This window comes from Actinoplanes sp. NPDC024001 (genome assembly GCF_040638955.1).
GTDB lineage: Bacteria > Actinomycetota > Actinomycetes > Mycobacteriales > Micromonosporaceae > Actinoplanes.
Window position 1 is genome coordinate 1 of sequence record NZ_JBEZZB010000175.1, and the last position, 20,357, is coordinate 20,357.

15 protein-coding genes are annotated in these 20,357 nt (G+C 72.7%); 11 read left to right on the forward strand and 4 right to left on the reverse strand.

What is annotated here, in order from left to right:
- Nucleotides 1-51: 51 nt before the first annotated feature.
- Nucleotides 52-1,248, reverse strand: a complete 1,197-nt coding sequence (locus AB0F81_RS42275; RefSeq protein ID WP_360207970.1) for a DUF6596 domain-containing protein — start codon at nt 1,246-1,248, stop codon at nt 52-54.
- Nucleotides 1,245-1,616: a YciI family protein gene (locus AB0F81_RS42280; RefSeq protein WP_360207973.1), complete on the reverse strand. Its 372-nt coding sequence runs from the start codon at nt 1,614-1,616 to the stop codon at nt 1,245-1,247. Before AB0F81_RS42280 ends, AB0F81_RS42275 begins: the two co-directional genes overlap by 4 nt.
- Nucleotides 1,617-1,869: 253 nt before the next feature.
- Here AB0F81_RS42280 and AB0F81_RS42285 point away from each other — a divergent pair, with 253 nt between their 5' ends.
- The gene (locus AB0F81_RS42285) at nt 1,870-3,744 is read left to right on the forward strand and encodes a VWA domain-containing protein (protein ID WP_360207976.1); all 1,875 of its coding nucleotides are present in this window, start codon (nt 1,870-1,872) and stop codon (nt 3,742-3,744) included.
- Nucleotides 3,741-5,057, forward strand: a complete 1,317-nt coding sequence (locus AB0F81_RS42290) for an extracellular solute-binding protein (protein ID WP_360207979.1) — start codon at nt 3,741-3,743, stop codon at nt 5,055-5,057. The genes AB0F81_RS42285 and AB0F81_RS42290 overlap by 4 nt, the downstream gene beginning before the upstream one ends.
- Here AB0F81_RS42290 and AB0F81_RS42295 read toward each other — a convergent pair.
- Both AB0F81_RS42295 and AB0F81_RS42300 read right to left on the reverse strand, forming a co-directional pair.
- Nucleotides 5,050-5,247, reverse strand: coding sequence for a hypothetical protein (locus AB0F81_RS42295; protein WP_360207981.1), 198 nt, complete (start codon nt 5,245-5,247; stop codon nt 5,050-5,052). The genes AB0F81_RS42290 and AB0F81_RS42295 overlap by 8 nt on opposite strands.
- 9 nt (nt 5,248-5,256) lie before the next feature.
- Complete coding sequence (locus AB0F81_RS42300) at nt 5,257-6,366, reverse strand: serine hydrolase domain-containing protein (RefSeq protein ID WP_360207983.1); 1,110 nt, start codon at nt 6,364-6,366, stop codon at nt 5,257-5,259.
- Between AB0F81_RS42300 and AB0F81_RS42305 the strand changes: the two genes are divergently transcribed.
- From AB0F81_RS42305 to AB0F81_RS42345, 9 genes are all read left to right on the forward strand, one after another.
- Nucleotides 6,256-7,431, forward strand: coding sequence for an acyltransferase (locus AB0F81_RS42305; protein WP_360207986.1), 1,176 nt, complete (start codon nt 6,256-6,258; stop codon nt 7,429-7,431). The two genes, AB0F81_RS42300 and AB0F81_RS42305, sit on opposite strands and share 111 nt — an antisense overlap.
- A 520-nt stretch (nt 7,432-7,951) precedes the next feature.
- Nucleotides 7,952-9,757, forward strand: coding sequence for a phage tail sheath C-terminal domain-containing protein (locus tag AB0F81_RS42310; protein WP_360207989.1), 1,806 nt, complete (start codon nt 7,952-7,954; stop codon nt 9,755-9,757).
- Between the two features lie 18 nt (nt 9,758-9,775).
- A complete protein-coding gene (locus AB0F81_RS42315; RefSeq protein ID WP_360207991.1) occupies nt 9,776-10,288 on the forward strand; it encodes a phage tail protein in 513 nt (170 codons plus the stop codon).
- A 1-nt stretch (nt 10,289) separates the two neighbouring features.
- Nucleotides 10,290-11,009 carry a hypothetical protein gene (locus AB0F81_RS42320; RefSeq protein WP_360207994.1) on the forward strand — a complete coding sequence of 240 codons (720 nt, stop codon included), beginning with the start codon at nt 10,290-10,292 and terminating at the stop codon, nt 11,007-11,009.
- On the forward strand, nt 11,002-11,682 hold the full coding sequence (locus AB0F81_RS42325) for a hypothetical protein (RefSeq protein WP_360207996.1): 681 nt from the start codon (nt 11,002-11,004) through the stop codon (nt 11,680-11,682). Before AB0F81_RS42320 ends, AB0F81_RS42325 begins: the two co-directional genes overlap by 8 nt.
- Nucleotides 11,679-12,869: a DUF4255 domain-containing protein gene (locus AB0F81_RS42330; protein ID WP_360207998.1), complete on the forward strand. Its 1,191-nt coding sequence runs from the start codon at nt 11,679-11,681 to the stop codon at nt 12,867-12,869. Before AB0F81_RS42325 ends, AB0F81_RS42330 begins: the two co-directional genes overlap by 4 nt.
- Before the next feature lie 2 nt (nt 12,870-12,871).
- Nucleotides 12,872-14,689, forward strand: a complete 1,818-nt coding sequence (locus AB0F81_RS42335; RefSeq protein ID WP_360208001.1) for an AAA family ATPase — start codon at nt 12,872-12,874, stop codon at nt 14,687-14,689.
- Nucleotides 14,686-15,225 (forward strand): hypothetical protein, encoded by a 540-nt coding sequence (locus AB0F81_RS42340; protein WP_360208004.1) that lies wholly within the window; start codon nt 14,686-14,688, stop codon nt 15,223-15,225. The genes AB0F81_RS42335 and AB0F81_RS42340 overlap by 4 nt, the downstream gene beginning before the upstream one ends.
- 104 nt (nt 15,226-15,329) lie before the next feature.
- On the forward strand, nt 15,330-20,357 hold a 5,028-nt coding region (locus AB0F81_RS42345; protein ID WP_360208007.1), incomplete at its 3' end, for a DUF4157 domain-containing protein.

The window sequence follows — 20,357 nt, forward strand, 5'->3', positions numbered from 1 at the left end:
CGCGCCTGCTGCGGGCACGCCGGCTCGTGGTGCAACGCTGACCGGCGCCGCTCACCCGCGGCAGCGGGCGGCCCGCGCTTGCAGGTAACGCCGCTCGGCCAGGCTGGCCGTGAACCGGGCGGCCTGCCGGTAGCACTCGTGGGCGCCCGCCTCGTCGCCGGCTTTCTCCAGCAGGTGGGCGCGCACCGACAGCAGCCGGTGATGCCCGGCCATCCGCTCGTCGCTGTCCAGGGTCGCCAGCAGCGCCAGCCCGGCCGCCGGGCCCTGGGTCTCGGCCAGCGCGACCGCCCGGTTCAGGGTCACCATCGGATTCGGCGCGATCCTTTCCAGGATCAGATACAGCGCGTGCACCTGCCGCCAATCGGTGTCAGCCGCGGTGGCGGCGTCCGCGTGGGTCGCCGCTATCGCGGCCTGCAACTGGTACGGCCCGAGCGCCGCCCCGCCCAGCGACTGCCTCGCCAGCTCCATGCCCTCGTCGACGAGGGCACGGTTCCATCGCGTACGGTCCTGCTCGCCGAGCGGCACCAGGTCGCCGGACGCCGTGGCCCGGGCGTCGCGCCGCGCGTCGGTGAGCAGCATCAGCGCCAGCAGCCCGGTCACCTCGCTGTCGCCGGGCAGCTGCGCGTGCACCGTGCGGGTCAACCGGATCGCCTCCCGGGCCAGGTCGACCCGGTCCAGTTCGGCGCCGGACGACGCGACGTACCCCTCGTTGAAGATCAGGTAGAGCACGTGCAGGACCACCGGCAGCCGTTCCGGGTCCGCCGTGAACGTGCCGCCGGCCGCCTTGATCCGCTGTTTGGCCCGGCTGATCCGGGCCGCCATGGTCGCCTCCGGGACCAGGAACGCGCGGGCGATCTCCGCGGTGGTGAGCCCGCCGACCGCGCGCAGCGTCAGCGCGGTCTGCGACGCCGGGGTCAGCGCCGGGTGGCAGCACAGGAACAGCAGCAGCAACGTGTCGTCGACGTCCGGCACGTCCGCCGGCGGCGCCTCGGTGGCCAGCGCCGACTCCCGCTCGCGGCGGGCGTGGTCGCTGCGCATCAGGTCGATGAGCCGCCGCGACGCCACCGTCGCCAGCCAGGCGCGCGGGTTGTCCGGCACGCCGCCGGCCGGCCATTGCACGGCCGCCGCCAGCACCGCCTCCTGTACGGCGTCCTCACACCCGTCGAACTGCCCGTGCCGGCGGACGAGCGCGCAGAGGACCTGCGGCGTGCACTCCCGCAGCAGGTCCTCGATGGCCGCTGGGGTCACGCGTCGAGGTTCCCGTCGGCGAACATCACCTGGCGCACCTCGACGCCCAGGCCGGGGATGCGGGTGTCCGGGATCTGCGCGGCCAGCTCGATCGCCCGCTCCCGGCTCTCGCAGTCGATCAGGTAGAAGCCGCCGAGGAACTCCTTGGCCTCCAGGAACGGCCCGTCGGTGACCACCGGCTGCTCGTTGCGCACCGACACCACCGCGGCCTGCGACGGATCGACCAGGGCCAGCGTGGTGATCAGCTCACCGGACTGCTTGATCGACTCGATGAACGTCCCGTGCCCGTCGCCGATGGCCGCCCGCTCCTCGTCGGTCAGGGCCTCCAGCACGGCGGGGTTGATGTGCAGGCTGATCAGGAACCGCATCTCGTTCTCCTCGTCTCGGGTCTCTTCGCCGGTTGGTCGGAGCGGCCGCGGCCGTCTTGACATCCCCCGCCGAATTCTTCCGCCGGACCCGCCCGGCGGCACACATAGATCAACGTTGCGGCTCTGCCTAAACTGGAGCGTGCGTAGGGGTACTGTGGCCCCTCTCACACCCCCGTCCGGTGGAGGCGCATTCCGATTGCCTGATCCTGAGGACACCGGCCAGTCCGGGAACGGCCGGCGCCCGCACCATGTCGTGACCGCTCTGGTTGCCCTGGCCCTCGCGGGCGTCGCGCAGTTCGCCCTGGAGCGGGCCAACAACACGTTACTGCTGGGCATCTCCGCGACGGTGATCGCCGGGGCCAGCATCTGGACTCTCGGATATCACCAGTCCGTCGCGTGGATGCTCGGCAAGGTCTACTCCCTGCCGGGCGGCATGACGCCGCGGAGCCGGATCGTCGTGGCCGCCGCGATGGGGATGGTGCTGGTCGTCGGCGCGGCGGTGGCGATGGTGCGGTACACCCGCGACGACAACTGCCCCCAGGCTCTGGAGCTGCGCATTCTCGCCTCGCCGGAGGGCGCCCAGCTCACCCGGGAGGTGGCGCGGGCGTACGCCAGGGCCACCGCCGCCGACAACGACGGGTGCCCGGCGGTCTATCCGTACGTCTATGCCGCCACGACGTCCGCGGTCAGCGGCGCGCTCGCCCGGCAGTGGGCCGACGCCCGGAAGGAACGCCCGCTGGAACAACTGGGCCCGCGCCCGGACGTGTGGCTGCCCGACTCGATGCTCGACGTGCGCCAGGTGCAGGACATCGCCGTCAAGGGCACCCTGCCGTCGCCGCTGGAGCGGGTCACCTCGATCGGGTCGTCACCGATCGTGCTGGCCGGGACGGACGTGACCGCCGTACCCGAGTCGGATGCCGACACCCTGCCGAAGATGGTGTCGGCGCTGCTGGACCGGCGCCGGCCGGCGCCGGCGCTGTCGGCGGCGGACCCGCAGTCCTCGACCGCGGGCCTGCTCGCCGCCGACGTCTACCTGCGCGACGCGGCCGGCGAGATGGTCGAACCGGAGGTGGCGCACAAGCGCGCCCGCATCGTCTTCAACTCCACCAGCGCCGGCATCAACGAGGTCAGCCTGCTCTGCGCCTACCTGCGGGAGGGTAAGGTGCCGGCCGCCGTGCTGACCAGCCAGCGCACCTGGCAGCGGTTCGTCGAGGGCAAGGCGCTGGGCGGGGCCGGCTGCACGGCCCCGATCCCGCCGCCCCGGGACCTTCCGGAACCGGTGGTGGTCAAGTCGGCGCCCGCGCTCGATCACCCGCTGGTGCAGTTCACCTGGACCAGCGCCCGGCATCGCCGGGCCGTCGACCGGTTCCGCGAGTGGCTGCGCAGCGCGGACGCCGACTCGTTCCTGCACGAGTCGGGACTCGACGAACCCCATCCGGCCTGCTCCGAGCTGGACCGCAACGCCTGCCTCCCGCAGGAGCCACGCAAGACCATGACCGTGTACGAGCAGGCCAAACGCCCCGGGCGGGTGCTGCTCGCGGTGGACACCTCGGGTTCGATGGCCGAGCCCACCGGCACCGCGCGGACGACCCGGTTCACCGTGGCGGCGCAGGGTGTCGGCGAGGCCCTCGGGCAGCTCGGCGCGAACGACGAGTTCGGGCTGTGGGCGTTCCCCGTCCCCCGTGGCCGCCCGTCGAACGAGCTGGTCGGGGTCGCCGCGGGTTCGCCGCAGCACCGGCGGGCGGTCGTCGACGCCCTGGGCACCGTCGAGCCGGACGGCGGGACACCGCTCTACGCGACGATCGTGGCCGGCATGAGCAAGCTCGCCACCGGGACCGGCGGCGACCGGATCCGGGCGCTGGTGGTGCTGACCGACGGCGAGAACAGCGGCACCCGGCCCGGCCTGCGGCAGACGCTGGCCGAGGTCCGGCGCCTGACCCGCGCCGACGTCCGGCTCTATGTGATCGCCACCGGCGAGGCCCGCTGCGACGACGTCGACGGCCGGACCGGGCCGGGGCCGCTCTACCAGCTGACCCGCGCCGGCCGCGGCGCCTGCCTGACGGCCGGCCCGGAGGAGATTCCGGAGACCATGGCCGAGCTCTTCGAGACCCTGTGGAGCGGAATATGAGCCAGAACCCGCCCGACGTGCGCGCGGGACGGACGCGACAGGAGTTCCGCCGGAAGCTCACCTGGATCGCGGTCGGTGTGATCGCCATGGTGGGCATCACCAGCGCCCGCGAGCTGATCCGGGACGAGCCACCGGCCGCACAGCAGGCCGGCCGCGCCGAACTGGTCATCTACTCCGGGGTGGACGAGAGCACCGGCGGGCAGCGCCAGCAGCTCATCGAGGACTGGAACAAGCTGCACCCGGAGACACCGGCCCGGCTGGTCAGCCTGTCCCGCAGTGCGGACGCCCAGCACAGCGAGATGCGGGCGACCGCCCAGTCGGAGGCCCCGGACGCCGACGTCTACAACCTGGACACCACCTGGACCGCGGCGTTCGCCTCGGCCGGTTTCATCCTGCCGCTCGACGAGTCGACCGACACCAGCGGTTTCCTCGCCGCACCGCTGGAGACCTGCAGGTTCGACGGCAAGCTGTGGGCGCTGCCGTTCAACACCGACGCCGGCCTGCTCTACTACCGCACGAGCGTGCCGGGCAGCGCCCTGCCGGCGGCGCTGCCGCCGGGCCCCAACGACGTCCGGGCGCTCACCGATGCCGTGCCCGGCATCGAGGCGGGCTTCGTCACCCCTCTTGATGCGTACGAGGGACTCACCGTCAGCGCGCTGGAAGCCATCTGGGCCGAGGGCGGCGAGGTGTACGACGCCGAGAAGGACCTCGTGGTGATCGACAGCAAACCGGCCCGGGCCGGGCTGAAGAAGCTGGCCGACGCGCTGAACCAGGTCGACGGCCTGCTGCCCGCGGTCCACCCCCGGTCGATGACCTTCCGGGAGGACACCAGCCGGGAGGCGTTCCGCAGCGGCAAGGTTCCCCTGATGCGGAACTGGCCGGTGGCGTACGGCCAGTTGCGCGCCGGGGACCAGCCGATGCAGGACTTCGACGTACGGTCGCTGCCCGGTCCCAGCGTGCTGGGCGGGCAGAACCTGGCCGTGGCCAGCAGCACCGACAATCCGCGCGCCGCGCAGGAACTGATCAGGTTCCTGACCAGTGAGGAGAGCGAGCGCCGCCTGTTTCGTGACGGCGGGCTGGCGGCCACCCGGACCGCCGCCTACGAGGATCCGCTGGTGCTGAAGAACCGTCCCTACGCCCCGACCCTGCGGCAGGCGCTGGACAACGCGCGGGCCCGTCCGGAGACCACCCACTACGCGCTGTTCAGCAGCACCTTCCAGGAGATCGTGACGCAGGCGCTGAGCAACGGCGGTGGACTACCCGACGACGCGGTGCCGCGGCTGACCAGGGCGCTGCACGGCCGGATCAGTTGACCGCCTGGTAGAGGGTGGTCCAGAAGTCGTGGATCACCCGGGCCGGGTCGGGGACGGTCATGCCGACCTGGGTGAGCAGGATCCCGGTGAGCTGGTTGGCCGGGTCGGCGTAGGTGGAGGTGCCGCTGCCGCCGTCCCAGCCGAACTGGCCGACCGGCGCGTAGTCACCGCGGTAGGTGCGCACCGCCATCCCGAAGCCCTAGCCGCCGTGCTGCCCCTGCCCGAACGAGATGTGCACGGTGTCGCGGGCCATAGCGGTGCGGGCGTCCTGCTGCTCGGGCGTGAGCCGGTTGGTGGTCATCAGCTCGACGGCGGGCCGCGACAGGATCCGCTCGCCGCCGTGCACGCCGTGGTTGAGCAGCATCCGGAAGTAGGCGTGGTAGTCGTCGACGGTCGAGACCAGTCCCCCGTCGCCGCCCGGGAACGCCGGCGGTGAGCTGTGCCGCCCGCCCTCGGCCGGGTCCCACACGTGGAACTCGCCGGTCTGCGCGTCCGGGGCGTACAGCGGCGGCAGCCGGTCGAGGTCGCCGGCCCCGACGTGGAAACCGGTGTCCCTCATGCCCAGCGGTTCGAACAGCCGCTCCCGCAGGAACGTCTCGAACGACTGCCCGGTGACCCGGGCGACGAGCACGCCGAGCAGGTCGTTGCTGATGTGGTACTGCCAGTGCCGCCCGGGCTGGCGCATCAGCGGGAGCGTGCCGAGCCGGCGCATCCACTCGTCCGGCTCGGGCATCGGCGTCGGCAGGTCGGGCGTCAGCCCCTGCTCGAAGACCGCGTTCATGATCGGGGTGCCCAGCGCCGTGCGGTCGATGCCGAGACCGAAGGTGGAGGTCAGCACGTCCCGGACGATGATCGGCCGCTGCGCCGGCACGGTGTCGTCGAGCGGGCCGTCGATGCTCGTGAGCACCCGCCGGCCGGCGAGCTCGGGCAGCCACCGCTCGACCGGGTCGTCCAGCCGCAGCCGGCACTCGTCGAGCAGGATCATCGTCGCCGCAACCGTGACCGGCTTGGAGGTCGAGGCCATCCGGAAGAGCGTGTCCCGGCGCATCGGCGCGCCACCGTCGTGGCGCATGGTCCCGATCGCCTCGACGTGTGTCTCTCCTCCCCGGCTGAAGAGGGCGACCAGCCCCGGAATCGGCTTTTGCCCGGTTAACCCCCGAACATTTGTCCGATATGCCGGGTCTGTATCCTCCTCTCGGTGCCGACTTCGACATCGCCTCGCCGGATTCAGGTGACCGCCACGCGCCCGCGGATGGCCTTCCTGGACGGTCTCCGTCTGGTCGCCGCGCTCATGGTGGTCCTGTACCACTACGCCGCCTTCACCGGCGCCGCGGACGCGTGGGACGTGCCGTCGCCGCAGCACGCGTTTCCTCAGCTGAGCGGCATCGCCGCGTACGGGTGGCTCGGCGTCGAACTGTTCTTCCTGATCAGCGGCTTCGTGATCTGCATGAGCAGCTGGGGGCGCAGCACCGGCGCGTTCGCCCGGTCCCGGATCGTCCGGCTCTTTCCGGCGTACTGGGCGGCGGTGCTGATCACCGTCACGGTCACCACGATCTGGACGATGCCCCGCCCGCTGGAGGGAACCTGGAGCGACGTCCTGGTCAACCTCACCATGCTCCAGCAGCCGCTGGGGGCGCCGCGGGTGGAAGGCGTCTACTGGACGCTCTGGGCCGAGGCGCGTTTCTACCTGCTCTTCGGGCTGGTGGTGTGGTGGGGGCTGACCGCCCGCCGGGTGCTGGGCCTCGGATACGCCTGGCTGATCGTCTCGGCCTACACGGTCGAGGCGAAGATGCCGGTGCTCACCTCGATCTTCATGCCGGACTACGCGCCGTACTTCGTCGGCGGCATCGGTTTCTTCCTGATCCACAAGCGGGGCCACGACCTCAAGGTGTGGGGTCTCGTGGCCTTCTCCTGGCTGGTCGCCCAGCACCACACGTACGAGGCCGTCGGCCAGGTCGGCGAGGCCTTGAAGCGCCCACTGTCCGGGGCGGCCGGGGTTCTGCTCGTCACCGTCTTCTACGTGCTGATGGCCGGGGTGGCGCTGGGCTGGTTCACCCGGCTCAACTGGCGCTGGATGACCAGCGCCGGGCTGCTCACCTACCCGCTCTACCTGCTGCACGAGAAGATCGGCTGGGTGATCATCTACAACCTGCGGGAGGTGCGCCCGCGTTACGTGACGCTGGGCATCACCGTGGCCGCCATGCTGCTCGCCTCGTGGCTCCTGCACCGGCTGGTGGAGCGGCCGCTGTCCGGGTATCTGCGGACCAGGCTGGCCACGCCGACGCCGAACGTGGACCGCGCCGCACGCTCAACGCCGAATCAGCATGCGCCACGGACCGAGGAACAGGCCGAGAAGGAACTGATCCGGATCTAACGGTGCGACCGCGCTGATCACCGTCGTGGTCAGCACGGTCCACTGGATCCTGCGCGGATCGCCCCGGAAAATGATCTAGAAAAGGCGACTGTCGCGGGTGGACTCACTCGCGCCGGACCTTTTTCCACCAAGTCAACGAACAGGCAAGACCGGATTCCGACATGACGTTTTGCCTCCCGACAACTGTCAGCTATCAGACGCCATGCCGCGCACCAAGATCGAGTCATCACCTGCTCGCACTGATCGAATATTCCGCGAATCAGCAGCTCAGCATGCATACGCTTTTCGATCATGAAAGGCGGCTTAAGTTGCTTTGACATTCGGTAATGTCGATGTGATTTCACGCGGCACGGCCTGCCGCTGAACGGACTGATGATCACCCGGGACGGCCCGCGCCGAGGGCATTGACAATGGCACAGGGCGCGGCCATGGTGTGTCGAGTTGAGCATGCTCGACGACACGGGGATGAGCCGGCCGCGCCGTCGACGCTGTTTGCGGACTGGAGCGGACCGGAGGTGCCATGGCCGTCACACCGACCTATCCCGGCGTTTACATCGAAGAGCTCCCCAGCGCGGTGCGCACCATCACGACGGTCTCCACGTCGGTCACCGCCTTCGTCGGTTACACCACGCGCGGCCCGACGGGCGGCGCGACGACCGTCACCAGCTTCGGTGACTTCGAGAGACAGTTCGGCGGGCTGACCGCCGACAGCCCGCTCAGTTACGCGGTGCAACAGTTCTTCCTCAACGGTGGCGGGATCGCCGTGATCGTGCGACTGGCGCCCGGCGCCGAGGGGTCCACGGCGACACTGTCCAGCGGCGGCACGCAGCTGTTCACGCTCACCGCCCGCGAGCCCGGCGACTGGGGCGACAACCTGCGGGTGTCGGTCGATCACGGCGCCGACGCGGACACCTTCGACCTGCGGATCGCCGACCTTTCCGGCGAGCGGTCCGAGACGCACACCGGGCTAACCCCGGCGACCGCCGTCGACCGGATCAACTCGGCTTCCACGCTGGTCAGCGCGGCTGCCCCGGCGGGGGCGCCGGACGACACCCGGCCGGACGCGTCCGGCACGGTCTCCGACCAGTTCGACGCCCTGCCGGACGTCAGTGACACCGAGATCGAGGCCGCGGTCGAGGAACGCGACGAATCCACCATCACGTTCCCGCTGCTGCCGCAGGGCGCGACCGGACCGGCCTCACTGCAACAGCTGGCGCTCCTGCTGGAGCGCGGGCTGCGCGGCAACGCCGGTGGGCAGCGTGCCTTCTCCGGCGCCCGGGTCCGGGTCACCGGCGACAACCGGCTCCAGGTGCTCTCCGGCGAACCGGACACGGTGATCGTCTTCCCGGGCGACGGTGGCCTCGGGCTCGCCGGCACCACGAACCCGTCCGGCTTCCCGTTCCGCGACGGCGCTCAGGGCTCGATGCCCGGCTTCGCGGACTTCCTCGGTTCCGCCGACGAGAAGACCGGCATGCACGCGCTGCGCGACGTCGACGACGTGAACCTGCTGGTCCTGCCCGGGGTCAGCGCGCTGGACAACCTCGATCAGCAGGTCGCGGTGCTGGCCGAGGCGCGGGTGCTGTGCGAGTCGAAACGGATGTTCCTGATCGTGGAGAGCCCGGCCGCGTGGCGGACGCTGGACGCGGCCCGCGCGGGGCTGGAGACGCTCGACTCGATCCGCGGTGACCACGCGGCGCTCTACTTCCCGCACGTGCTGCTCACCGACCCGCTGACCGGGCAGGTGCGCGAGTTCGGGCCGGGCGGCGCGATCGCCGGGATCATCGCGCGCAGCGACGGCGAAGGCGTGTGGAGGGCACCGGCCGGCACCGCGGCGCGGATCGTCGGGGCACGCGGGCTGACGGTGCGGCTCACCGACCCGGAGAACGGTCTGCTGAACCCGCTCGGTGTCAACTGCCTGCGGATGATGCCCGTGGTCGGCCCGGTGGTCTGGGGCGCCCGGACGCTCGACGGCGCCGACCGGCTGGCGTCGCAGTGGAAATACGTGCCGGTGCGGCGTACCGCGCTGATGATCGAGGAAAGCCTCTACCGGGGCACCCAGTGGGTGGTCTTCGAGCCGAACGACGAGACGCTCTGGGGGCAGATCCGGCTGAACGTGGGCGCGTTCATGCACTCGCTGTTCCAGCAGGGCGCGTTCCAGGGGACCTCGCCACGGCAGGCCTACCTGGTCAAGTGCGACCGGGACACGACCACACAGGACGACATCAACCGCGGCATTGTGAACGTTTTAGTCGGTTTTGCGCCACTCAAGCCAGCTGAGTTCCTGATAGTGAAGATTACGCAGTTGGCCGGCCAGGTGGAGGTTTGACAGCATATGGCCGAGTTCATGGTGAATGCGCAGCGCTTCGATCCGTACAAGAACTTCAAATTTTTGGTCCTCTGGGACGGGCGGGTCGTCGCCGGGGTGAGCAAGATCAGCCCGTTGAAGCGGACCACCGAGGTGGTCAAGCACCGCAGCGGCGGCGATCCGAGCACTCCCCGCAAATCGCCGGGACGCTCCGAGGTGGAAGCGGTCACGCTGGAGAAGGGCCTGACACACGACAAGGCGTTCGACGACTGGGCGACCAAGGCCTGGGTGGTCGGCGGCGGCCTCGGCTCCGAGGTGTCGCTGCGCGACTTCCGCAAGGACGTGGTGATCCAGGTGCTCAACGAGGCCGGTCAGGTCGCGGTGGCGTACAAGCTGTATCGCTGCTGGCCGAGCGAGTTCCAGGCGCTCGGCGAGATGGACGCCAACGCCAACGCGGTCGCGATTCAGAGTCTCAAACTCGAGTGTGAGGGCTGGGAACGGGATCTGGAGGTGCCCGAGCCCGAGGAGCCCACCATCCAGTCGCCGGCCTGACATGACCGCCGCAGCCGACCTGCTCGCGGTCTGGGAGTCCGGGCTGGCGGCGGCCGGCTCGCGGCGCACCGTGCTGCTGCACACCCTCGCCCGCGACGGCGACCCGGAGGAGCTCCTCGCCACGCCCGTTGGCCGGCGTGACGGCGACCTGCTGCGGCTGCGCCGGGCCCTGTTCGGCGAGCGGCTCACCGGACGGCTCGCCTGCGCGCGCTGCGGAGAGGAGTTGGAGTTCGACGTGGACGTGACGCAGCTGCTCAGCGCCGTGACCGACCCGCCGCCGGCGGTCACCGTGACGCACGGCGGGTGGCGCGTCACGGCCCGGCCGCCGACCTCCGGCGACCTGCTCGCGGTGGCCGGCGTGCCCGCCGGCACCGCACGATCGGCCCTGCTGGCACGCTGCCTGCAAGCTTCGGACCGCGACGGTACGCCCACAGCCCAGCCCCTGCCGGACGGGGTGGCCGACCGGCTCATCGCCGCGTTGGCGGAGGCGGACCCGGGCGCCGACCTGCGGTTCACCGTGCCGTGCGTGGGGTGCGGGGCGGCGTGCGCGGCACCGCTGGACATCGGCACCTACCTCTGGGCGGAACTGGACGCGTGGGCCCGCGCCACGCTGCTCGACGTGCACCTGCTGGCTGTCACCTACGGCTGGAGCGAGGCGGAGATCCTGGCGATCAGCCCCACCCGGCGGCGGTACTACCTGGAGTTGAGCGGCCATGCCTGAGCCCGACTTCTTCGACCGGCTGGTGAGCCGGGCCCGGGGCGCGCCGGCGGCGGATCCGGGATGGGTGCGCCCGCGGCTGCCCCAGCTGTTCGAGCGGACCGGCCTGGAGATCCAGGAGGTGGAGGTCGACGCGGCGCCGGTGCCGGCACCGGCGCCGGCCGCTCCGGCGGTGGCGGCGGTGACACAGCGGGTGCAGGCGGCCGCCCCCGAGGAGAGCCGGCCGATCGCGGTGCCGGTGCCGGCGCCGGTGGTTCCGGTCGAGCCGGTCACGACGCCGGCTGCCACAGCTCCGGTCGCCGCCCCGGCGCCACCCGTTTCGTCACCGGCGTCGCCCGCTGTGCTGCGGGTGGAGCGCCTGGTGGAACGCGCCGAGTCACGGCACCGAGAACCCGGGGAAGCCACGGGGGCGCTGACGACCGTACCGAAATCGGTGGAAGCCGGTGTTCCGCTGGCCGCGCGGCGCGTGCCGGCCGTGCCGTTCGATGCTCGCCGCGCGCCCGCGGCGGAGCCGGCGCGGGCCGCGCCGCCGGAGCAGGTCATCAAGGTCAGCATCGGGCGTCTCGAGGTCACCGCCGCGGCGCCGGCGCAGGAGCGCCCGCAGCGGCGCGCGGCCGGCCGGCCCGCGCCCAGGGTCAGCCTGGACCGGCATCTCGGGCGGGAGGAGGCGCCATGAGCAACGCCCTCGCGCTCGCCACCGTCACCGAGGCGCTGCGGCTGTTCATCTCCCGGTCGGTGCAGGCCGACGTGCCGCTCGGGGTGAACGTGGTCGCCGGGCGGCCGCCCGCCGACCCGCCGGACGACCCGACCATCACGGTCTTCCTCTACCAGCTGACGCCGAACGGCGCGCTGCGCAGCAGCGACGCGCCGACCCGGGCCACCGACGGCACCACCTTGCGGCGCGCGCAGGCCGCGGTCGACCTGCACTACGTGATCAGCTGTTACGGAGCGGAGTCGGAGCTGGTGCCGCAGCGGCTGCTCGGGTCGGTGGTACGCAGCCTCTACGAGGAGCCGCTGCTCTCCGTCGCGGACATCGAGACGGCTGCGGAGCGGGCGTTCCTCACCGGGAGCGACCTCGCCGCGTCGGCGCAGCGGGTCCGGTTCACGCCGAACCAGCTCGACCTGGACGACATGTCGCGGCTGTGGCAGATGCTCGGTCAGACACCCTATGGGCTGTCGGTCTGCTATCAGGCGTCGGCGGTGCTGCTCGACGGGCGGACCGCGCCGATCGCCGGGCTGCCGGTCCGCGACCGGCGGATCGTGGTGGAACCGATCGTCACCCCGGCCGTGGACCGGGTGCTCTCCGTCGCGCCGGGCGGCGTCCCGGACAGCGGGCCGGTCACCGCCGACCGCGACCTGGTGCTGATCGGCAGCGGACTGGCCCGGCCCGGCATGACCGCGCACGTCGCCGGGCTGCCGGTGCCGGTGCGCGCCGCCGACGAGCGCCGGGTGATCATCGGCCAGCCGGAACGGCTGCCACCCGGGCCGCACCCGGTGCAGCTGCGCTACGACGTGCTCTTCGGCGACCAGCCGCGGCCGCTGCTCGAGTCGAACGCGGTCGCCTACGTGCGGCGCCCGCGCATCCGCCAGGTCAACGCCGGAGCCGGTGGTGTCACCGTGGTGCTGGACCTGCCGGTGCGCGCCGACCAGCGGGCGGTCCTGCTGCTCGACGGGCCCGGCGGCAGCTACCGGTTCGACGCGCCGCACCCGCTCGCGGTGGCGGGCGCCACCACCGACCGGTTCCTGGTGCCGACACCGGGCGTGGAAGCCGGGAGGTACCTGGTGCGGGTGCAGGTCGACGGCGCGCAGAGTCCGCTGGAGACGGCGGACGGCGTCTACTCCGGACCGACGGTCGAGGTGTAGCGATGCACCGGGAGGCGTTGGTCGCGGCCGTGCAGCGGGTGCTCGCGCGGCTGGACGACTCCTCCGTCGACGTCGAGGAGACCGGGGCCAGCGCGCTCGACGTGGTCTGCGCGGCGTTCGGGCTCACCGGCTTCGAACGCGACGTGCTGGTGCTGGCCGCAGCCATGGAGATCGAACCGAGCGCCGGGGACCGGTGCGCGAAGGCGGGCGGGGTGGCGTACCCGACGTTCGGGCTGGCGCTCGCGGTGCTCGACGAGCCGCACTGGAGCGCGCTCACCCCGGTCGCGCCGCTGCGCCGGTGGCGGTTGCTGGAGGTCGCCGACCAGGGGGTGCTCACCGCGGCCCGGCTGCGCATCGACGAGCGGGTGCTGCACTTCCTGCTCGGCGTGCCCTACCTGACGGCGCAACTGCACGGGCTGGTCAGCCGAGTGCCGGAACCGGACGGGACACTCCCGCCGGCGCACCAGCGGGTCGCCGATGCGGTCGCCGCCGGCTGGCACGGGGACGGGCCGCCCGCGGCGGCCGACCTGGTCGGCGCGGACCGGCAGACCCGCGCGGAGATCGCCGCGGCGGTCGCGGCCGCGGGTGGGGTCTCGCTGTACGTGCTACGGGGCGAAGATCTTCCCGGCGACCCCGTGGAGATGGAAGCCCTGGGGCGGCTGTGGGAACGCGAGGCGATGCTGCTGCCGGCGGCGCTGCTGGTCGAGGCGGACGGGGCGGACCGGGCACGACTCGATGCGTTTCTGGGGGCCCTGGCCGTACCCGTGCTGGTCTCCTGCGACGACCCGCTGCCACCGGGACGGACCCTGCGGAGCCGGCATGTCGTCCCCGCTCTGGACGCCGAGGCGCAGCGGCAGCTGTGGGCTGAGGCGCTCGGCCGCCCGGCGGCCGAGCTGGCCGCGCAATTCTCGCTGCCCGCGCACGTGATCCGTGCCGCCGCGCGGCGCGCCTCGGCATCCGATGAGCCGGACGCCGCGTGGCAGGCCGGGCTCGCCGAAGCGCGGATGGCACTCGACGAACTCGGCCGCCGCATGGAACCGTCGGCGCGCTGGGAGGACCTGGTGCTGCCCGAGCCGCAGCGGGAGACGCTGCGCGAGATCGTCGCGCACGTGCGGCAGCGCGGGGTCGTCTACGAGGAGTGGGGCTTCGCGTCGGTGCTGCGGCGCGGGCTCGGGGTGACCGCGCTGTTCGCCGGGGGCAGCGGCACCGGGAAGACGCTCGCCGCGGAGGTGCTGGCGGCGTCGCTCGGGCTCGACCTGTTCGTGATCGACCTGTCCCAGGTGATCAGCAAGTACATCGGGGAGACCGAGAAGAACCTGCGGCGCGTCTTCGACGCCGCCGAGCGCGGCGGTGCGCTACTGCTCTTCGACGAGGCCGATGCGCTCTTCGGCAAGCGCAGCGAGATCAAAGACAGTCACGATCGGTACGCGAACATCGAGGTCAGCTACCTGCTGATGCGGATGGAGGCGTATCGAGGGCTGGCGATCCTCACCACGAACATGAAGAAGGCGCTGGATACGGCGTTTCTGCGGCGGATCCGGTTCGTGGTTGATTTTCCGTTCCCGGGTCCGGTGGAGCGGGAGGAGATCTGGCGGCGGGTGATCCCGTTCGGGGCGCCGGCCGACGGGCTGGACTTCTCCCGGCTGGCGCAGCTGACGATCGCGGGCGGGAGCATCCGCAACGTGGCCCTGTCGGCGGCGTTCCTCGCGGCCGAGGAGGGCGCGCGGCTGGGGATGCGGCACGTGCGGGCGGCGGCGCGGACCGAGTACCAGAAGCTGGACCGGTCGCTGACCCCGGCGGAGGTGGCCGGGTGGGTGTGAGCGTGCACGTGGAGATCGGGTCGCTGGTGCTGCCGGCGGGGCTGTCGCGTGCTGCCCGGGATCGGTTGGCGGCGGCGTTCGCGGCTGAGCTGGGGAGGTTGCTGGCCGAGGGTGGGATGCCCTCGGAGGCCCGCGCTGTGGACGAGGTGGGCTCGGTGCCGGGGATCGCGCTCGGTGGATCGCCCCGGCGGGTGGGGCGGGCGCTGGCGCGGTCGGTCTATCGCGGGCTGGGCGGATCGGCCGAGGGCAGGGTCGCCGGCAGCGGTTCGGCTCTTCCGGGCGGCTTGGCTGCGGCCGGCAGTTCGGCTTCCGCGGGCGGCTTCGCTGCGGCGGGCGGCACGGCTTCTCCGGACGGCTTCGCTCCGGCGGGCGGCACGGCTTCTCCGAACGGCTTCGCTCCTGCAGGCGGCACGGCTTCTCCGGACGGCTTCGCTGCGGCGGGCGGCGTGGCTCCGGCGAGCGGCTTCGCTTTGGCGGGCAGCGAAGACGGCCGGGTGGACGGCGGCGCGGACTTCGGCGGCGGGAGGCGGCCGTGACCGCGCCGGCGCCGGTTCGGGCGCCGGCTCGGCCGAAGCCGGGCCGGGATGACAAGCGCGGCCGGCGGCCTGCGGCGCCGCGTGCGCCGCAGGAGCTGCGGGAAGTGCTCGCGGCGCCGGGGCGGCCGCTGGAACCCGGGGTGCGGCGCGAGTTGGAGCAGCGGCTCGGCTACGACTTCGGGCGGGTGCGGGTGCACGCCGACCGGGACGCGGCCGCGGTCGCTGATCTCCTCGGGGCTGAGGCCGTCACGGTCGGGCAGGACATCTACTTCGCTGAGGGGCGATACCGGCCGGGGACTGTGGACGGGGCGCGCCTGCTGGCACACGAATTGCTGCACACGGTGCAGGCGCCGGACGCGCCCGGAGCGCTGCTGCTGGGCCGCGACAGCGGGGCGGTCAGCCGGCCGGTCGAGCCCGTGGAGCGGGAGGCGGAGGCGGTCGCCGGCAGCACCGGGCGGGCTGGCGAAACTGGGTCGACGATTGTCGCCGGTGGCAGCGGGCGGGCGAGTGTCGCCGGTGGCGGCGGGCCGGCGACCGTTGCGGCGGGCGGGGAGGTCGGTGCCAGGTGGCTGCGTTACGCCACGGCTACGGCGGATCGGCGGCGTGGCGATGTGCTTGATCCGGCCACGCTCGTCGACCGGATCGCCGCTGGGGTGGTGCGCAGCCTGCGCGGTGACCCCGCGGACGCCTCCGGGCGGGTGCGGATGCAGCTGGCCCGGTTGGCGCCGGAGCTTCGGTACAACGTGCTGGAACGGCTGGAGGATCGGCTCACCTCGGCTGAGTTCGTGCGGGTCACGGCGATCACGGCCGAAGCCGACGCCTCGCCGGGAGACGGGGCGGTCGAGTCCGCGGCGGTGCCGGAGCCGGTCATCGACCCGGACACAGAGAGGCGGCGCGAGCAGCAGTCGCGGGAGGAATCCGGCGCGGAGGAGGAGCAGCAGCGCAAGCTGCGTGAGGCGGAGGGCGAGACGTCCGCGGCGGGCGCTGGCACTGGCACGCCTGGATCCCAGGCACAGGGCTCGCAGGCACGCGGCTCGCAAGCGCCCGGATCCCAGGCAACCGGCTCGCAAGCGCCCGGATCGCAGGCAACCGGCTCGCAGGCGCCCGGATCTCAGACGCCCGGATCGCAGGCAACCGGCTCGCAGGCGCCTGGATCTGGGGCGCCTGGATCCGGCACTGCCGAGCCTGGCGAAGCGGCATCGGAGGCGCCCGGGGAGGCATCGGAGGAGCTGGAGCCGGGCGAGGAACCGTCCGAGGAGAAGGCTCCGAAGGAGACCGGGGACGAGAAAGCCGAGACGGAGAAGGACGAGGAAGAAAAGAAGAAAGAGCGCGAGGACGCGGAGAAGGAGAAGGCCGAGGGCGAGCGCGACGAGAAAGAGGGCAAGGAGGAGCAGGACAAGGCGAAAGCCGGCGACGTTGTTCCGGAACAGGCGGGCACCGGCGCGCCCGGGGCTCAGCCCGTCGCGGCGGCCGCGCCGGTTGCGGGAGCCGGTGAGCCGGCGGCCGGCGGGCCGGTTGGTGATGGTGCGGCCGGTGGCGTGGGCGAGGCCGTGGAGAGCCGGGCCGACACGATCGCTGAGGATCCGAACGGGCCGCTCGCCCGGCACAACGTCCTCGACCGGCCTGGTGACGAGGCCGGACCGGACGAGCAGCCGCTCGGCTTGGACTCCGCCGCAACCGGCGAGGTGGCGACGCCCGAGGCGGACCTCGGGTCGCCGGAGTCCGCGGTCGACCGGGAGGAACGCGAGGAGAGGCCGCCGCCGGACCTCCTGCCGAAGACCGACCTCGACCTGTCCGGCGTGCCCACCGCGGACGAGGAGCTGGCCTCGGTGTCGTCGGGCAGCCCGCCGCGGCCCCGGGAGGCGCCGAGCTTCCCCGCACCGCCGCCACTGGCCCCGGAAGCTCGGGAAGCCCTGGAAGCTGAATCCGACCCGGACGCGGCCCGGCGGGCGGCGGCCGAGGAAGACGCGGCGGAATCCGCCGCCGAGTCGCCGCAGGCGGAAGCTGCGCTGGATGCCGAGGTCACAGCCGTGAATCGGGCGGTCGCCGGGGATACGGCGGCCGGGTCGCTGCGCTCGGGCACCGCACCTGGGGCTGGCGCGGGCGGAGCGGCTGGCCTCGCCGACAGCGCTATCGGTGGGCTTGATCTTGACGGCACCGGCGGGCGCGGAGGTGGCACCAGCGACCTCGGCGGTGGCGTGGGCGCCGGCGGCATGTCCGGCGGCGCGGGTGACATGGCCGGCGGCCTCAACGGCGGGATGACGAGCTCGGCCGGGGGCGGGCTCGACGCAGGCGGAGGCGGGCTCGGCCCAGGTGGAGGCGGGCTCGGCGCGGGCGGAGGCGGCATAGGCGGCGGTTTCGACGCGGCCGGAGGCGACGCGGCCGGAGGCAACGCGGCCGGAGGCGGCGTAGGCGGCGGTTTCGACGCGGCCGGAGGCGGCGCGGGCGGGGGCGGCGCGGGCGGTGGCAGCCTCGACGCGGCCGGAGGCGGCCCCGGTGCGGCGCTGACCGGCGACTTCGGGGGTGTGGGCGGCGCGGCCGGGGGTGACCTGGCCGGTGGGTCTGGTGGCCCGGCCAGTGACATGGGCGGGGCGCCCGGTGGCGCGGCGACCGGCGGGGTCGCCGGGATGCCGCAGGACGCGTCGCTCGAACCGGGTGGTGGCGGCTGTGCCGGCGCGCCTGAGCCGACCACCGCGGACGCGGACGGTGGCGGTGGCTGCGGAAGTGGGGGCGCTCCCCCGGCCGCTGCCGAACCCGAGCCTGAAGCACCGGCGGCGGCTGACGTGGCCGGAATGGAACCGTCTGCGGCGCTCGCCGCGACGGCGGCGCTGCCGCCGCACCAGATGCAGACCAGCCTGGGTGGCGTCGACGCCGCAGCCACCCGCACCGTCGGCGAGGAGCAGGAGGCACTCGCGGCGGCGCCGCCCGAGATGATCCGGCCGATCGGCGCGCCGCAGACGCTGCACGGGCCGCCGGAGACGGCAGACCCGGCTGCCAGCGACGTCGGGCGCCTCGAGCAGGTCCGCCCGGCGGGCGCCGACGACCAGCAGGGGCCGCAGGCCCGGAACGTGCCGAACACCGGCCTGCCCACGAACCAGGTGGTGACACCGGCCGTCTCCGGCACGCCGGAGGGCGAGCTGACCGACGCCGACCGGGGTGCCATCGAGGACGCGGTCGACTCGGTTCCTACCACCGACCCGGCGCTGACCAACGCGACGGTCGGGGCGGCTCCGAAAGTGGAACTGGCTGGGGAGACCGACCCGGCGCTGACCGATCAGCAGAGTCAGCAGCTGGCGGACACCTCCGGGCGCTTGGCGGCTGTCGGGCGTGACGATGCGGCACGACCGCTGGGCGAAAATCAGATCTTTCCCGACGTACCGTCGGAGTCTTTGACCGCTGAGGTGCCGGCGGCGGCCGGCGGTGGTGGCGGCAGCGCTGCCGGGCCGGCGCCGGCCGGGGCCGCCGGTGCGCCCGCCGGGGTGCCGATGACCGCGATCTCCGTGGTGGCGCAGCAGGAGCGCGGGCCGCAGATCCAGGCGTCGGTCGGTGACGGCCAGGCGCAGATGGCGGCCGGTGCGCAGACCCGGCAGCAGGACGCGCAGGCTGCGCAGCAGCAGCACGACGCGGATGTGACCGCCGCGCTGCAGGAGAACGTGGCGCAGCAGGCCGACGAGCGGGGGCGCGCTGCGGATGAGGCCGCCGGGCAGCGGGAGCAGTGGCGCACCGAGCAGCAGACGCTGCTGGCCGAGAACGGTGAGCAGGCGGCCGGGGAACACACCGACGCCCGTACGGAGATCTCCACCGAGGAACAGGGCGCGAACACCGAGATCGAGGCGGAGCGCGGGCGGCACAACGAGGGCATCGCGGAGGAACGGCGCAGCGCCGAAGAGGACGCGCGGAAGGAGAAGGAGAAAGGCAAGAAGGAGGACGGCGGTTTCTGGGGCTGGGTGAAGAGCAAGGTCAAGGCGCTCTTCGACGCGATCGTCTCGGCGGTGAAGGCGGTCTTCGAGGCGGCCCGGCGGGCGGTGCAGGGCCTGATCGACGGCTTCAAACGGCTCGCCACCGGGCTGATCGAGGCGGCGCGGCGGGCCATCGTGGCCGCGATCAACGCTCTCGCCACCGCGCTGATCGCGATCGCTGATGTGCTGCTGGCCGCGTTCCCGGAGATTCGCGACAGGTTCCGGGCAGCGATCGAAGGGCTGCGAGACCGGGCGATCGAGGCCGTCAACGAGCTCGCCGACAAGCTGAAGGCCGGCATCGAGGCGCTGCTCGACCTGCTGGCCAAGGGTTTGATGGCGATCCTGTCGCTGTACGAGAAAGCGCTGCTGGCCGCGGTGGAAGCGGTCCGGGCCGTGGTCAACGCGGCGATCTCGTACGCCCAGGCGTTGATCACCGCGCTCGGTGTGCTGGCGGCGCTGATCGCGGACATCGCGCCGGACCCGATCGGCTGGATCGGCAGGTTCGGCACGGCGGCGAAGGACGGCATCCGCCTCCATCTGTGGGGCGAGATCAAGATCGCGGTGAAGCGGTGGTTCAACGAGAAGGTCCAGTCGATCCTCGGACTCGGCAAGATGATCTTCGACGTGCTGGTGAAGGGCTGCGTGTCGGCCGCGCAGGTCGGGCGAATGGCCTGGCAGGCGGTGATCAAGTCGCTGCCGGTCATGATCGCCACGATCATCATCGAGAAGCTGATCTCGATGATCATCCCGGCGGCGGGCGCGGTGATGGCGATCGCGCAGGGGCTGATGGCGGCGTATCAGTCGATCAGCCAGATCATCGCGGCGTTCGGGAAGTTCTTCGAGTTCCTCAAGGCGGTCAAGGGCGGGAACGCGGCGTGCCTGTTCGCGCAGGCGATGGCGGCGGGTGTGGTGGCGCTACTGGAGTTCGTGACGAACTTCCTGATGGTGCGGCTGGGGATGGCGTTGAAGGGGGTCGCCACCAAGCTCAAGGGCATCGCCCAGAAGATCATGAAGGGCTTGCAGCGCGGCGCGAGGTCGACGCGGAAGGCGGCGGGGCGCGCGGTGAACGCTGCCCAGGCGGGGCTGCGGCGCGGCGGGGCGGCGATGCGGCAGGCGGCACAGCGCGTGGGCGGCGGCCGGGGCAGGCGGGGTACGGCGGGGCGCGGTGGCAGA

What these genes read in the sequence shown, in the direction of transcription:
- AB0F81_RS42280 (WP_360207973.1), bottom strand. Translation starts at nt 1,616, where the DNA reads ATGCGGTTCCTGATCAGCCTGCACATCAACCCCGCCGTGCTGGAGGCC.
- AB0F81_RS42290 (WP_360207979.1), top strand. Translation starts at nt 3,741, where the DNA reads ATGAGCCAGAACCCGCCCGACGTGCGCGCGGGACGGACGCGACAGGAG.
- AB0F81_RS42295 (WP_360207981.1), bottom strand. Translation starts at nt 5,247, where the DNA reads ATGGCGGTGCGCACCTACCGCGGTGACTACGCGCCGGTCGGCCAGTTC.
- AB0F81_RS42310 (WP_360207989.1), top strand. Translation starts at nt 7,952, where the DNA reads ATGGCCGTCACACCGACCTATCCCGGCGTTTACATCGAAGAGCTCCCC.
- AB0F81_RS42315 (WP_360207991.1), top strand. Translation starts at nt 9,776, where the DNA reads ATGGTGAATGCGCAGCGCTTCGATCCGTACAAGAACTTCAAATTTTTG.
- AB0F81_RS42320 (WP_360207994.1), top strand. Translation starts at nt 10,290, where the DNA reads ATGACCGCCGCAGCCGACCTGCTCGCGGTCTGGGAGTCCGGGCTGGCG.
- AB0F81_RS42325 (WP_360207996.1), top strand. Translation starts at nt 11,002, where the DNA reads ATGCCTGAGCCCGACTTCTTCGACCGGCTGGTGAGCCGGGCCCGGGGC.
- AB0F81_RS42330 (WP_360207998.1), top strand. Translation starts at nt 11,679, where the DNA reads ATGAGCAACGCCCTCGCGCTCGCCACCGTCACCGAGGCGCTGCGGCTG.
- AB0F81_RS42335 (WP_360208001.1), top strand. Translation starts at nt 12,872, where the DNA reads ATGCACCGGGAGGCGTTGGTCGCGGCCGTGCAGCGGGTGCTCGCGCGG.